Source organism: Herbiconiux sp. UC225_62, from assembly GCF_042694625.1.
Lineage (GTDB): Bacteria > Actinomycetota > Actinomycetes > Actinomycetales > Microbacteriaceae > Herbiconiux.
In genome coordinates this window covers 3,597,263-3,611,587 of sequence record NZ_CP170551.1, presented here as the reverse complement: position 1 = coordinate 3,611,587, position 14,325 = coordinate 3,597,263, and the positions used below count along the sequence as shown (strand labels likewise).

Sequence of the window (14,325 nt, the reverse complement as noted above, 5' to 3'; positions counted from 1 at the left end):
CCTCTCCCAGCACCGCATGATCAGCAATGATCGCCAACCAGAGGAGACAAACGTGACCACCCAGGTCGTCATACTTGCCGCAGGCATGGGAAGCCGGCTCGGCCGCTCGCTCCCGAAGCCTCTCACCGAGCTGAGCGACGGCCGCACCATCATGGGGCAGCAGTTCGACAACATCCGGCACGCCTTCGGAGCGAACGCGAAGGTCACCATCGTCGTGGGCTACAAGCTCGAGCACATCATCGAGGCGTTCCCCGAGGCATCCTTCGTCTACAACGAGGAGTACGACCAGACGAACACGTCGAAGAGCCTGCTCCGCGCACTGCAGGCATCCACCTCGGGCGGCGTGCTCTGGATGAACGGCGACGTCGTGTTCGACCCGAGCGTTCTCGACCGGGCCGTTCCGATGATCGCGCGCGACCAGTCGTTCGTGACGGTCAACACCGCGAAGGTCTCCGACGAAGAGGTCAAGTACACCACCAACGCGGAGGGCTACATCGACGAGCTCTCCAAGACGGTCGTCGGCGGCCTCGGCGAGGCCGTGGGCATCAACTACATCTCCTCGCGGGACAAGGCCTCCTTCATCCGGCACCTGCAGAAGGTGAACGACCAGGATTACTTCGAGCGCGGCCTCGAGCTGGCGATCGAGAAGGATCGCGTGCTCATCGAGCCCGTCGACATCTCCGATCTCTACGCGGTCGAGGTCGACTTCCAGGAAGACCTGGAGCGGGCAAACCTGTTCGTCTGAAATAGAGTAGGGGCCGACCGACAACGGAAAGGCCCCGGCACGTGAGCGCAGCGACACTGGCGCCGCTGTCTCGCAAGAGCGGCGGGTGGTCGCGGTACCGGCATTCGCTGTGGCTGCTCACCCGTCGCGATCTGCGGGTGCGCTATTCGACGTCGGCGCTCGGCTACGTCTGGTCGATCCTCGACCCGCTCGTGATGGCGGGCATCTACTGGTTCGTCTTCACCCAGGTGTTCCACCGCCCGGTCGGCACCGAGCCCTACATCGTCTTCCTGCTCTCGGCACTGCTGCCCTGGATGTGGTTCAACGGCACGGTGTCGGATGCGACGCGCGCCTTCCTGCGCGAGGCGAAGCTCATCCGGTCGACCAAGATCCCCCGCACCATCTGGGTCAACCGCCTGGTGCTCTCCAAGGGCATCGAGTTCCTTGCGAGCATCCCCGTGCTCGTGCTCTTCGCCGTGTTCGCGGGAGCCACCGTGAACTGGGACATCCTGCTCTTCCCGCTGGGCATCCTTCTGCAGGCGGTGCTCACCGTCGGCGTCGCACTCATCGTGGCGCCGCTCGTGGTGTTCTTCCGCGACCTGGAGAGGGCCGTGAAGCTGGCCCTGCGGTTCCTGTTCTACGCCTCGCCCATCATCTACGGCACGCACGACCTGCCGGAGGGGCTTCAGCCGTGGGCGGCCTTCAACCCGCTCTCCGGTGTCTTTTCGCTCTATCGCGCGGGCTTCTTCCCCGATCAGCTGGACTGGTACCAGGTAGGGGTCGGGGCCGGGATGTCCCTGGTGCTGCTGGCCGTCGGCATCCTGGTGTTCCAGAAGTCCGAGCGCAGCGTGCTGAAGGAGATCTGAGCGTGCAGAGCGACGTCATCTCGGTCGACCGCGTCGGCATCCGGTTCAAGCGGAACCGGCGTGCCCGCCGGAGCTTCAAAGACCTCTTCGCGGGCAGCACCCGACGCTCTCGCCCGGGCGAGTTCTGGGCGCTGCGCGACGTCAGCTTCACGGTGCGGCAGGGCGAGGCGATCGGGGTCATCGGCCGCAACGGCCAGGGCAAGTCGACCCTGCTGAAACTCGTGGCCGAGGTGGTGCTGCCCGACGAGGGGCAGGTGCGGGTGCGCGAAGGCGTGGCGCCGCTGATCGAGATCACCGGCGGCTTCGTCGAAGACCTCTCGGTGCGCGACAACGTGTACCTCACGGCCGGTCTGCACGGCATGACGCGGCGCGAAGTGGATGCGCGATTCGACGACATCATCGCGTTCGCCGAGATCGGCGACTTCCTGGACACCCCCTACAAGCACCTCTCGAGCGGGATGCGCGTGCGGATCGCCTTCTCCGTGATCTCGCAGCTGGAGGAGCCGATCATCCTTGTCGACGAGGTGCTGGCCGTGGGAGACAAGGGATTCCGCGAGAAGTGCTACCGGCGCATCGAGGAGCTGCTCGAGGGAGGCCGCACCCTGTTCTTCGTCTCGCACAACGAGCGCGACCTGCGTCGCTTCTGCACGCGGGGGCTGTATCTCGACAAGGGCCGGCTCGTGTTCGACGGCCCGATCGAAGAGGCCTTGGAGCGCTACTCCTCCGACACAGCCGACCCTTCCTGACGAAGTTATCCACACTTGGTCGCCGGGGGCCGGTTGAGGGGCTCCATTGTCGGTGGTGGGGGTTTTGCTCTGGGCATGGCAAGCAGTCACATCACTCATCACGAAACCGATTCCGTCGCTTATCCCGTGCCGCTCCGCCTCGATCGACGCGATGCACCACGGAGCTACCGGCTCAGCAACATCAGCGACGAGCCCATCCGTGGCCTGTCGTTCAGCCTGCTGGGTTCGGGGCTGATGCGCGCGACCGCACCGCTCCTCCTCGCGCCCGGGCAGGAGGTGCTGTTGCGCATCCGAGGCGAGTCGCTCCCCCAGTCCGCGGTGCTGATCATCCGCTGGTTCCGGCCGAACGGAGACGAGTATCTCTGGCGGGTGAGCTTTTGACGCCCGCGGGCGGGGCTACGGCTGAGGCTGCTCGCCGGCCTCGCGGGCCCGGATCAGGTCGGCCACCGTGATCTTGTGCGGCCGGTCGGGCAGCATGTCGGCCGACATGCCGTCGAGCAGCACCGCCGGGTTGAGGTTCAGCGCGCCCGCGATGCGCAGGATGGTGTGCAGCGACGGGTTCGCCTGACCGCGTTCGATCTTGCCCAGGTTGGTGAAGTGCAGCCCGGCGAGTTCGGCGAGTTCCATCTGGTTGATCGCGAAGCGGTGGCGTTCGTCTCGGATGCGAGCCCCGAGAAGGCGGGCGGCATCGGAATGGACGGAACTCACACCTCATGCCTACCGGCCCCATGCTCGCGCGACCAGAGCCCATACGGCGCGCGCTTTCACGCCTGTGGTGTCAACGCTTCCCTTCTAGAGTCCATTCCGGGTGACCAGAGGCACCGCGACGCGGTTCACCACCGTGTCGAGAACCGCCCACGCGCCGCGTTGCGGGGCGGCGAGGTGCCGGGTGAAGACGGCCGTGAACTCGAGCTCGGGCTCGCTCCCCCGATGGCGCTTGAAATCGGCGACCCCGCTCGAATTGTGGAGGTCGACTCCCGCCTCGTGGGCGGTGCGGGCGATCAGGTAGCTGAGCATCCGGTACAGGCCCGTCTCCTTCGGGAGAGTGGTGTCGTAACCGACCAAGGGTGCCGCGAGCAGCCCGTGGGCGACACGCGAACCGAAGACGCCGTCGATCCGGCCGTCGCGCTCCAGCACGGTGAAGTCGAGGAGTCCGGTACCTCGGGCCAGCGCCACGAACGCGGCCGTGTACTGCGGGTTCGACGGCGAGTACTTCCCGATGTAGAGCTGGTGGTACAGGTCGGCGAGGCGAGCGTCGGTCCCGTCGGGTTCCCGGTCGGTCGGCGGGGCCGCAAGTCGGCGCACCGTGTACCCGGAGTCCTCGAGCAGGGCACGGTCGCGCTTGACGTCGCGGAGGGTCGACCATTCCGTGTCACGGGTCGCCGTGAACAGCACGCTCCGCGAGGGGATCACGCGGTAGCCCACGCGACGAAGGGTTTCCGGCAGCCGGCTGCCGCGACCGTGCACGCTGCGCCAGGTGATCGCGTGACCGGGATGCGCCGCCACCAGTCGCTCCGTGACCTCGAGCACCGAGCGCCCGTCGGGATCCGGGAGCAGGTTGGTGGAGAGCAGGGCGTTGCCCACCATCACCACGTCGTCGACACGACCGGCGCGCAGGACCGCCTCCAAGCCGACCAGGACGACCTTGGCGAGCCCTCGCGCCGCGGGCGACGTCAGCCCGCTGAGCTCTTCGCGGGCATAGTGGACGTAGTGGGTCAGCGGGGACACGACGTAGCTCGAGGGCACGGAGGACGACGTCTCGTGTCGAGCGGCCGGAGTCGTGACGGGCAGCACCTCCTCCTCGATCGTGATGCAGCCGAGCTCGACGTCCACATTCTTCACGAACGCGCTCGTCCCTCCGCCCGCGCGCACCCCGTCGACGAACGATCGAATCGCGTCGTGCGGCTGGCGGATCTCGCCGGAGCGGGCCGGAGTCGATGGTCCGGACGGAGCCAGGCCGCGGCGGGGAGGGAGGGCCTCCCCGTTCCATTCGAGGTCGTGGGTCGAGGCCGCGGTGAGGGAGACGCCTGCGCGGTGCGCCGCCCGCGCCTGCACGGCGACCGAGCGCAGCAGCGTCCGGATCGGGACGCGATCTCCCGGCGGCCGGAGCACATCCGGAGACCGCACCTGCGACAGCCAGCGGACCACGTCGGCGGGCCGCTCCATACCCGGCACGGCATACATCGTGTGCGGGATGGCGAGACGCGCCGAAGCTCGACTCGGTGCTGACGCCTCGACGCCGGAGAAGGCTCCGGCCAGCCCGTCGCCCCGGGCGAAGAGGTGCACGCCGCTGGTCGCGCGCGGATTGCACTCGAGCACGCGAACACCGGCGTCGGTCGCCATCAGGTCCAGACCGAACTGGCCGGTGACCGAGAGGTGGGCGGCGACACGATCGGCGATCTCGCGCGCCTCCGCCCCCGGCCCGGTCGTGGCATCGAGTCGCTCGAAGGCGACTCCGGCGCCCACGCCCGCTCGCCATACCGGTCGGTAGGCCGCGAACGCCGTCACCCTCCCGTCGACGGAGACCGCGTAGCTGCAGAACTCGGTGCCCTCGAGCCGCTCTTGAAGAAGCCACGGCTCCTCGCGCGTGACCCGGCCGATCTCGGGCAAGGGTCCGCCCGCGTCGACGAAACGGGTACGGGTACCGAAGCGGGAGAACGCCGGTTTCACGACCAGCGGGCCCTCCGGATGGGCGATCCGACGGGCGGCCCGCCGCCGCCAGGCGATCCGGGAGTCGATCACCTCGGTCGGCGGATGCGCCACTCCGATCTCGTCGAGCACCCTGACGAACGCGGCCTTGTCGTGCAGCCGGCGCAACGTGTCGATGGAGGGCGCGAACAGCAACGGACGGATGCCCGCGTCGTCCGCTGCCGCCGCCAGCCAGAAGATCTCCTCACAGGTGGGCACGACGAGGTCGATCGCGTGACGCCGGGCGATCCCCGCCACGGCCTCGGCGAACTCCCACGGCCGGAATCGCGCCGGCGGCACCCGGTAGGACGCGCCGACGGCCCGCGACGCCGAAGTGAGCGCCGGCTGGCTGTCGGCCACCACGACGAAGGCGCCCTCCTCGGCGAAGCGGCGCGCGAGATCGAGGGTCGCGGGCGCGCGCGAGCCGGTGAGCAGCACCGCGGTCATGCGCGGCTCAGACCGCGCTGGACGTCTGCCAGAGGTTGATACCGGCGTCCACCGCGAACTCGTCGATCCGCGCCAATTCTGCCGCGTCGAACGCGAGGTTCTTCGTGGCGTCGAGGTTGTCGTCGAGCTGCTGCACCGAGGAGGCACCGATCAATACCGAGGTCACCCGCTCGTCACGCAACGCCCAGGAGAGCGCGAGCTGCGCGAGCGACTGACCGCGCCCGGAGGCGATCTCGTCGAGTGCGCGCACCCGGGCGAGTGTCTCGTCGGAGAGCATCCGCGACGACATCGATCCCTCTCGGGCCGCGCGCGACTCGGCCGGGACGCCGCCCAGGTACTTGGTCGTGAGGAGTCCCTGAGCGAGCGGGGAGAACGCGATGCACCCCACGCCGAGCTCGCCGAGGGTGTCGAGCAGTCCCTCCTCGATCCAGCGGTTGAACATCGAGTACGAGGGCTGGTGGATGAGCAACGGGGTGCCCAACTCGGCCAGGATGCGCGCCGCCTCGACGGTTCGCTCAGGCGAATACGAGGAGATGCCGGCGTAGAGCGCGCGGCCGGACTGCACGGCGGTGTGCAAGGCCCCCATCGTCTCCTCGAGGGGCGTCTCGGGATCGGCGCGGTGCGAGTAGAAGATGTCGACATACTCGAGGCCCATCCGCGCGAGTGACTGGTCGAGCGACGCGAGCAGGTATTTCCGCGACCCGTGGTCGCCGTAGGGCCCCGGCCACATGTCGTAGCCGGCCTTGGTGGAGATCACCAGTTCGTCACGGTACGGCCGGAAGTCCTCGGCGAAGATCCGCCCGAAGTTCGTCTCGGCGCTCCCGTAGGGCGGTCCGTAGTTGTTCGCCAGGTCGAAATGGGTCACTCCACGGTCGAAAGCGCGGCGCAGGATGGCGCGTTGGGTGTCGAGCGGTGTCTCGTCGCCGAAGTTCTGCCAGAGACCGAGCGACACGGCGGGCAGCAGCAGACCACTGCGGCCGGTACGGCGATAGGGGAACGAGGCGTAGCGGTCGTCGGATGCGAGATAGCTCATCATCCGATGATTTCATGCACCGGACGCGACACGCACGCATTCCGCCATCGATCGGCGCATGTAGCGCCGCCAGATCGGCCCGATCACCCGCTCCACCACGAATCGGCGGCGCGGAAGGGGGCGGAATCCGTAGCTCCACCGGATGACCGATCCGCTCGGGCGGGGCTCGTAGTGCCAGCTCGCATAGGCGTCCGACACCAACCGGCCGAGCGTCTTGGTGAAAGCGGTGACCCGGTATTCGAACAGCCCGGTGGCATCCGGTGTATCCGGCGGCGCGTAGCGCACGAGCTCCTCCCGGAACTCGCTGCCGTCGGAGAGGTGCACGGTACGTTGCTCGCCGGGGTGGTTCCACGGCCCGCTCTGGTCGGAGATCCCGACCACCGCGGGGAGCACGCGCAGGTAACCGCGGAAGAGCGTGCGGTCGTCGCGGGGCACGACCCTGCTGAAGGCAAGCTGCGCCGAGACGGGAGCCTCCCCCTCGACAACGAATTCGACGAGCTCCATCTGCCCACCGTATGCCTTCCCCCTACGCTGGGACCATGCCCTCCTACCGTGTCACCATGATCGTCGGAACCCTCGAACTGGGCGTGCGCCCGGAGGAGGTCCTGCCGACCCTGACCCAGGCCATCGCCGACTTCACCACCGTCGAGGCGTCGGACATCGCCATCGCGGGCGGATCGCCCCGGGTCACCGTGCGTTACACCGCCGATACCGACGAAGCCGCCTTCTTGATCGCGGAACAGGGCATCGACGGCGCACGGGTTTCGGCCGAGCCGATCGCCTGGCAGGTCACGCGCCGGGTTCAGGGGCGCTGGGAGTCTCTCGCGTGAGTCGCAGGAACGCCGACAAGGTGGCGAGATCGGCCGCGTTCACCGGCAGGTGATCGGCCAACGCGGGTGAGAACACCAGGTAGGCGGCCCATTTCGCACGAGACACGGCGACGTTCAGCCGGTTCTTCATGAGCAGGAAGCCGATGCCCCGCGGGACATCGGTGGCCGAGGATGCCGCGAGCGACACCACGGCCACCGCGGCCTCGCGCCCCTGGAACTTGTCGACCGTGCCCACCGGCACGTCGGCCAGGCCGGCCGCCGTCAGCACGGCTCGCAGCCGTTCGACCTGAGCGTTGTAGGCCGCGACGACGATGACGTCGGTTTCGCCGAGGGGGCGCGTGCCGCCTCGTGCGAAAGCGTCGGCGGCTGCGTCGGCGTCTGCGTCTGCCTCGGCCGGATCGCGCCACGGTCGCCCGATCAGCCCGCGCACGATCTCCACCACGCGCTCCGCCTCTTCGAGCGACTCCGTCGAATTGCCGTGATGCGCCACAGGGTGCAGGTGGAGCCCCGGCGAGATTCCGTCGAGCGACCGATCCGTGGTGGCCGGCAGCTTCGCGTGCAGCTCCCCCTCGTACGAGAGCAGGCTCACCGGCTCGCAGACGGCCGGATGCATCCGCCAACTCACGTCGAGGAAGTAGCCGAGCTCGGCCGGCAGCACGTCGTGCCCGTCGGTCAGCCAGCCGAGCGCCGACGTGTCCACGGGCTCCGGATGCGTGCCCTGCGTCACCTGCGGAAGCTGCTGCGGGTCGCCGAGCAGCAGCAGGTTGCGCGCGGCGACACTCACGGCGATGGTGTTGGCGAGCGAGTACTGGCCGGCCTCGTCGACCACGAGCAGGTCGAGTTGCCGGCGGTCGACCCGGCCGGTGTTCGTGAAATCCCACGCGGTTCCGCCGATGACCGCACCGGAGCCGGCGGCGGCCGCCCCGGCGAGGAACCGGCCGAGCCCGTCCCGCTGCAACCGGGTGAACGGGACGTCGGGCGACTCGCTCGCCTTGCCCACGCGTTCCGGAGCAACCCCCGCGCCGACGACGGCGGCGAGCATGTTCTCGACCACGGAGTGCGACTGGGCGACGACACCCACCGTCCAGCCGTGGCGGTTTACGAGGTCGGCGACGACCCGTGCCCCCGTGTAGGTCTTGCCCGTGCCGGGCGGTCCTTGGACGGCGAGGTAGGAGTCGTCGAGGGCGAGCAGGGAATCCCGGATCGCGTCGATCGCGCCACGGGCCCCCTCCCGCACCGGTTCGAGCGCTCGCCCGTCACGCCGTCGCGGCGGGCGGCGCCGCAGCAGATCGATCGCGGCATCACCCGGGAAATCCGGCAGCGAATCGGCCAGACGCTGCCCCCACTCCGCGATCGCGACCTGCAGCGAGGTCGTCTTCGGCGGCGCGGACGGCGTGATCGCCACCGGCAACGCCGAGTAGCCGACACCGTTCATGGTCTGACGTTCCTCGAAGAGGTACTGGGTCACACCGTTGGGCAGCACGACCACGTCGAGCAGGGCGGTGCGCGGATGTGCCACCCGGTCGCTCACGCGCGACCGCGGTGCCGGCCACGGATGCGGCGGGTCGTAGACGAAGAACCGTCCGTTCTCGCCCGGGTCAAGTCGGCTGCCGGGCGCGAGTCGGCCGCGCAAGCGCACCTCCCGGCGATCGGTGCGCTGACCGGGGCCGCGATACCAGTCGGTCTCGACAACCACGGCCGTCACCACCAGCACGTCGCGCGTGTCGGCCCACTCGTCGACGGGCTGGTCGAGGCGGTTGAAGTGCTCCCACCAGAACGACTTGTCTTCGCGGCGGTGGTAGTCGATGGCCGCGGCGGCCAGGGCGATCGCCGTCTCGTCGGCGGTGCGATGGGCCGGGTCGGCGTGCTCGAGCCGAGCGGTGAGCGACCGGTGCAGCGCGCTCGGCTCGAAGGGCGCAGCCGCCTCCACCGCGTTCGCCGGCGGCGGCGCGGCGGCGAAGGCGTCGGTCACGCCGTCGAGCGTGAGGTCCCCGGCCGCGAACAGCGCGTCGTCGCGCAGCGGGATGACGCCGTTCTCGGCACCGCGGGCGAGCAGCCAGTCGCGCAGTCGTAGCGTGGACACGCAGTCGTACTCGTTGTAGTCGGCGATCTCGTGCAGCTGGGCTTCGGCGGCAGCGGCGGCGGCGGCATCCGTTCGACCGCGCTCGCGCAACTCGACGTAGTTCACGTAGGCGATGATCGAATCGGCGGCGTTCGTGACCTCGCTGTCGCGGTAGAGCTCGCCCATGTAGAGGGGTTCGAGCTTCTTCAGACTGTACGAAGGAGAACTGACCCGGATGCTCTTCTTGACCACCGGATACAGATCGACGAGCACGTTGCGACGCAGCAGTTCGTCGAGTTGCTCCTCGCCCACTCCGTGCCGCGCAGTGAGCGACTGCAGGTGCGCCCGCTCGTAGTTGGCGTAGTGGTAGATGTGCATGCCCGGATGCTCGCGCAGACGCTCGGTGGCGTAGTCGAGGAAGGCGCGCAGGGCCTCCTTCTCCTCGGCGTGGTCGTGCGCCCAGAACGGACGGAAGACGGTACCGCCGACTCCGCTGCCCTCGGGTGCGTGCTCGACCACCCCGAAGAGGTAGTCGAGCCCCCGATCCGGCCCGCCGTTCTCGCTGTAGAGCGGATCGCCCTCGAAGTCGAAGAAGATGTCGCCCGGATCCGGCACGGGAAGGCCCGCCAGGCCGTTCGGATCGAAGACCCGGTAAGCGAGGCCGGAGCGGCCCGCCACCTGCATGCGCGCCTGGTCGCGCAGCGCCTCGAGCGTCGACTCGGGCAGGTCGGCCACCAGCCCCTCCGACTCGGCGAGCTGATCGATGGTGGTGATTCCCGCATCCCGCAGCCGGGTGCGCTGGGTGATGCGGATGCCGGCCACCAGCAGCAGGTCGCGGTGCGCCTCGACCTCGGGCGTGCACACCTCGCATCGGCCACAGATGGTGTAGCGCGGATCGCCCCACTCGACGGCGGGCTCGGTCAGCCGCTCGTCGAGCAGCGCCTCCAGTCGTTCCCGCCTGTTGCGGAACACGGGCAGGATGTCGCGCAACTCATGCGTCGACGTCGAGCCGTCGCCGAGCAGCAGATGCACCTGCGGACCCACCGGAACACCGAGCCGCTCCAGTTGGTCGGCGTAGGCGGCGACCTGGAGCAGAGCGGTGACCTTGGCGTGCCGGGCGAGCTTGGTGTCGTACACCTCGTAGACCGGGGCCGACGCGCCCGGAACGGATGCTCCTGCCGGGCCCGGCGCATCCGGAACGCGCACGAGGAAGTCGGCGAACCCGAGGAACCGGCCGTCGAAGAAGGTGCCCTGGAACACCACGTCGGCACCGGCGCGCATCGCGTCGACCGTGATCTCCTGCTGGGCGAGCAGCGCCTCGGGGGTGGTGCGCTCGGGCCGCTCGATCTCGGCGACCCCCGCGGGCGAGACGCCGTCGAACGCGCCGAAACGACGCCGGAACGCCTCCAGCGCCCGCTCCTCGTGCGCATCGCCCAGTCGAGCGGCCCGCTCGAGCATCGCGTCGCCCCTGTCCGGAACGGGAGGGATGCGCCCGAGCTTGGCGTCGAGCCGGCGCACCAGAGCGAACTCGCAGGTGGCCGCGGCCGTCAGGTCGGTGGCGCTGTAGAGCACCGTCTGGGGATGCTCTGCTCCGCCGACGACGATCATCCGCTCTCCTCCCTGCTCGATGCCTGCTCGATGCCTGCTCGATACCTGCTCGATACCTGCTCGATGCGCGCTCGGGTTCCATCCGAGACCACCCTCAGGGTAGCCCGCGCCACCGACACGGGCCGCGCCGCTCGCGCGGGTCGGGGCTAGGGTCGGAGCATGGCGGGCAGAACGATCGTGATCACCGGGGCGAGTGACGGGATCGGCGCCGCCGCAGCGCGCGCCCTCTCCCGCCAGGGCGACGAGGTCGTGGTGGTGGGGCGCTCGGCCGAGAAGACCGCCGCGGTGGCCGCGGAACTCGGTGCCGATTCGTTCACGGCCGATTTCGCGCGCCTCGACGACGTGCGTGAACTCGCGACGCAGCTGCTCACCCGCTACCCGCGCATCGACGTTCTCGCCAACAACGCCGGCGGGCTGATGGGACCACGCGAGGAGACGGTCGACGGGCACGAGAAGACCTTCCAGGTGAATCACCTGGCTCCGTTCCTGCTCACGATGCTCCTCGCCGACCGGCTCGCGGAGAGCCGCGGGACGGTGATCGCCACGTCGAGCGTCGCGCACCGCCTCTACAGCGACTTCGACATCGACGACCTGGAATCACGGCGGCACTACCGGCCCGAACTGGCCTACGGCAACGCGAAGCTCGAGAACATCCTCTTCACGCGGGAGCTGCACAAGCGGTTCCACGATCGCGGCATCTCGGCAGCCGCCTTCCATCCCGGAGTCGTGGCCACGAGCTTCTCGGCTGGGTCCCGGAGCGGGCTCCGACTGATGTACCGATCGGTGCTGAACCGCTTCATCCTGCCGCCCGAGAAGGGTGCCGACACCCTCGTCTGGCTCGCCACCACGAAGCCGGGTAGTACGTGGCAGAGCGGCGGCTATTACGCCAAACGTAAACCGGCGCGACTGAAGAAGGGTGCCGACGACCCGGCGCTCGCCGCGGCCCTCTGGGATCGGAGCTCGGCGATGGTCCGGCGCTGACCTCGCTCGTTCAGAACCTCAGCCGCGTCAGGCGCCGACGGGCGAGCGGACGCCCGCGGCCGGCAGGATGACGCCGTCGATCAGCGAGACGAGGAACTCGCGGTCGACCGGCTTCTTCAGCACCAGGGTGCGGTAGGACGCCATCGACGGCGAGACCAGCGCGAGGGCGTCGATGTCGACGTCGGGCGAGATCTCGCCGCGATCCCGCGCTCGTCGGAGGAGGATGCGGTTCACCTCGGCCCGTGGCTCGATGATGGCGGTGTTGATCGCATCCGACAGCTCCGGATTGCGGGAGAGCACCGACATGAGTCCGCCCATGATCTGCAGTTTGCGCTCGGCGTCCTCCATGGTGCGCGGCTTGATCATGGCGATCAGGTCTCCGCGCAGGGTGCCGGTGTCGGGCAGGCGGGTGTGGTCGAGATCGCCCTGCTTCATGCACGCCACCGCGTCGACCACGAGTTCGCCTTTGGACGCCCAGCGACGGTAGAGCGTCGCTTTGCCCGCCTTCGCGCGGGCCGCCACCATGTCGATGGTCATGCCGTCGTAGCCCTCTTCGGCCAGCACGTCGAGCGCGGCCTCGAGGATCTCGGGGTCGCGGGTGTGGTCGCGCTTGCGGCCGAGCTTGGCCTGCTCGGGCGCGCCGGTGCCCTCGGACACCTCGTTGCCAGTTTCGGAGGCGGCAGCTCCGGATGCGTCGTCGAAATCGTTCTGCGTCATTGCGGCGATCTCCTTTCCTGACGTTAGGATTAATTCTAGACCGAATAGATCCGAAACTGTTCAGTACCGTATATAGTCGTCTTCATGTCTCAGACCCTTTCCGACAGCGCCGCTCCCGCCGGCGCCCCCGTCGTCTCCAGCCGTCGCTGGTGGACCTTGGTCACCGTCGCCCTCGCGCAGCTCATGGTGGTGCTCGACGCCACCGTCGTGAACATCGCCCTCCCCGCCGCCCAGGCCGACCTCGGCTTCTCCGACGGCGACCGTCAGTGGATCATCACCGCCTACTCCCTCGCCTTCGGCAGCCTGCTCCTGCTCGGCGGTCGCCTCTCCGACCTGATCGGCCGCAAGCGCACCTTCATCATCGGCCTGATCGGCTTCGCCGTCGCCTCCGCCCTCGGTGGCGCCGCGGACAGCTTCGGCACCCTGGTCGCCGCCCGTGCCCTGCAGGGCGCTTTCGGCGCGTTGCTGGCGCCGACCGCCCTGGCCGTGCTGACCACGACCTTCACCATCCCGAAGGAGCGAGCCCGCGCCTTCGGCGTGTTCGGCGCGATCGCCGGTGCCGGTGGCGCCGTGGGCCTCCTGCTCGGCGGCGTGCTCACCGAGGCGTTCGACTGGCGCTGGAACCTCTACATCAACGTGTTCATCGCGGTCGTCGCGGTCATCGGTGCCGCCCTGTTCGTGACGACGCTCAAGCGCACCGGCCCGCGCCCGAAGCTCGACATCCCAGGCACCCTGTTGGTCTCCGGCGCACTGTTCTCGCTGGTCTACGGCTTCTCGAACGCCGAGACCGACGGCTGGGACTCGCCGCTGACCTGGGGCTTCCTCGGCGCGAGCGGCGTGCTGCTGATCGCGTTCGTGCTCTGGCAGCGCCGCGCGGCGCATCCGCTGCTCCCGCTCGCCATCGTCCTCGACCGCAACCGCGGCGCCGCCTACAGCTCGGTGTTGATCGCGGGAGCGGGGATGTTCGGCATCTTCCTCTTCGTCACCTACTACCTCCAGACGACACTGCAGTACTCCCCCATCCAGACCGGCCTGTCGTTCCTCCCGATGATCGGCATGCTCGTGCTCGCCGCGCAGCTCTCGACGAACATCTTCGTGCCGAGGTTCGGCCCGAAGGTCATGGTGCCGTTCGGGATGCTCGTCGCGATGAGCGGCATGATCTACCTCACCCACCTGGACGCCACGAGCGTCTACGCGGCCGACATCCTGCCGCCGCTGATGATCCTCGGTTTCGGCATGGGCTCGATCATGCCGGCGTCGATGCAGACCGCGACCCTCGGCGTCGACCGGCAGTTCGCCGGCGTCGCGTCGGCCATGGTGAACACCAGCCAGCAGGTCGGTGGATCGATCGGCACTGCCCTGCTCAACACGCTCGCGGCCACGGCGCTCACCGACTACGTGGCGTCGCACCTACCGGCCGACCCGCAGGTGCTGGCCGACGCGGCCGTGCACAGCTACACCACCGCCTACTGGTGGGGCGCCGGGTTCTTCGCCTTCGGCGCCGTGCTCGCCGCGCTGCTGTTCCGGCGCAAGGGCCAGGGCCTCTCACTCGCGCACTCCCCCGCCGCCGCGGATGCAGCCCCCGAGCCCGTCATCGCCCACTAGCCCCCACCAGACCGATCC

General features: G+C 69.1%; 13 protein-coding genes. 7 read left to right on the top strand and 6 right to left on the bottom strand.

The features are described from left to right. Window positions 1-52: 52 nt before the first annotated feature. The 4 genes from ACFJGU_RS17635 (at window position 53) to ACFJGU_RS17620 (ending at window position 2,717) form a co-directional block, all read left to right on the top strand. Window positions 53-745: an NTP transferase domain-containing protein gene (locus ACFJGU_RS17635; protein WP_382305167.1), complete on the top strand. Its 693-nt coding sequence runs from the start codon at window positions 53-55 to the stop codon at window positions 743-745. 41 nt (window positions 746-786) lie between these two features. Then, a complete protein-coding gene (locus tag ACFJGU_RS17630) occupies window positions 787-1,590 on the top strand; it encodes an ABC transporter permease (protein WP_382305166.1) in 804 nt (267 codons plus the stop codon). Window positions 1,591-1,592: 2 nt separating this feature from the next. Further along, on the top strand, window positions 1,593-2,336 hold the full coding sequence (locus ACFJGU_RS17625; protein ID WP_382305165.1) for an ABC transporter ATP-binding protein: 744 nt from the start codon (window positions 1,593-1,595) through the stop codon (window positions 2,334-2,336). A 126-nt stretch (window positions 2,337-2,462) separates the two neighbouring features. Then, window positions 2,463-2,717 carry a hypothetical protein gene (locus tag ACFJGU_RS17620; protein WP_382305164.1) on the top strand — a complete coding sequence of 85 codons (255 nt, stop codon included), beginning with the start codon at window positions 2,463-2,465 and terminating at the stop codon, window positions 2,715-2,717. A gap of 15 nt (window positions 2,718-2,732) precedes the next feature. Here the strand turns inward: ACFJGU_RS17620 and ACFJGU_RS17615 are convergent, their stop codons facing one another. The 4 genes from ACFJGU_RS17615 to ACFJGU_RS17600 all read right to left on the bottom strand — a co-directional run bounded on the left by ACFJGU_RS17615 (window position 2,733) and on the right by ACFJGU_RS17600 (window position 7,008). After that, the gene (locus ACFJGU_RS17615; protein WP_382305162.1) at window positions 2,733-3,044 is read right to left on the bottom strand and encodes a helix-turn-helix domain-containing protein; all 312 of its coding nucleotides are present in this window, start codon (window positions 3,042-3,044) and stop codon (window positions 2,733-2,735) included. Between the two features lie 84 nt (window positions 3,045-3,128). Then, the gene (locus tag ACFJGU_RS17610; protein ID WP_382305160.1) at window positions 3,129-5,471 is read right to left on the bottom strand and encodes a GNAT family N-acetyltransferase; all 2,343 of its coding nucleotides are present in this window, start codon (window positions 5,469-5,471) and stop codon (window positions 3,129-3,131) included. Between the two features lie 7 nt (window positions 5,472-5,478). Further along, a complete protein-coding gene (mgrA, locus tag ACFJGU_RS17605; protein ID WP_382305158.1) occupies window positions 5,479-6,504 on the bottom strand; it encodes an L-glyceraldehyde 3-phosphate reductase in 1,026 nt (341 codons plus the stop codon). A gap of 12 nt (window positions 6,505-6,516) precedes the next feature. Then, on the bottom strand, window positions 6,517-7,008 hold the full coding sequence (locus ACFJGU_RS17600; RefSeq protein WP_382305157.1) for an SRPBCC family protein: 492 nt from the start codon (window positions 7,006-7,008) through the stop codon (window positions 6,517-6,519). A 35-nt stretch (window positions 7,009-7,043) separates the two neighbouring features. On the opposite strand from ACFJGU_RS17600, the gene ACFJGU_RS17595 reads away from it, so the two are divergent. Further along, a complete protein-coding gene (locus ACFJGU_RS17595) occupies window positions 7,044-7,334 on the top strand; it encodes a hypothetical protein (protein ID WP_382305155.1) in 291 nt (96 codons plus the stop codon). On the opposite strand, the gene ACFJGU_RS17590 is transcribed toward ACFJGU_RS17595, so the two are convergent. Next, window positions 7,294-11,004 carry a TM0106 family RecB-like putative nuclease gene (locus ACFJGU_RS17590; protein WP_382305154.1) on the bottom strand — a complete coding sequence of 1,237 codons (3,711 nt, stop codon included), beginning with the start codon at window positions 11,002-11,004 and terminating at the stop codon, window positions 7,294-7,296. The genes ACFJGU_RS17595 and ACFJGU_RS17590 overlap by 41 nt on opposite strands. 159 nt (window positions 11,005-11,163) lie before the next feature. On the opposite strand from ACFJGU_RS17590, the gene ACFJGU_RS17585 reads away from it, so the two are divergent. Further along, window positions 11,164-11,985 carry an SDR family NAD(P)-dependent oxidoreductase gene (locus ACFJGU_RS17585; RefSeq protein WP_382305152.1) on the top strand — a complete coding sequence of 274 codons (822 nt, stop codon included), beginning with the start codon at window positions 11,164-11,166 and terminating at the stop codon, window positions 11,983-11,985. Window positions 11,986-12,012: 27 nt separating this feature from the next. Here ACFJGU_RS17585 and ACFJGU_RS17580 read toward each other — a convergent pair whose 3' ends face one another. Further along, complete coding sequence (locus ACFJGU_RS17580; protein WP_382305150.1) at window positions 12,013-12,702, bottom strand: TetR/AcrR family transcriptional regulator; 690 nt, start codon at window positions 12,700-12,702, stop codon at window positions 12,013-12,015. Between the two features lie 84 nt (window positions 12,703-12,786). Between ACFJGU_RS17580 and ACFJGU_RS17575 the strand changes: the two genes are divergently transcribed. After that, window positions 12,787-14,307, top strand: coding sequence for an MFS transporter (locus ACFJGU_RS17575; protein ID WP_382305148.1), 1,521 nt, complete (start codon window positions 12,787-12,789; stop codon window positions 14,305-14,307). The last annotated feature ends 18 nt before the right edge of the window (window positions 14,308-14,325 follow it).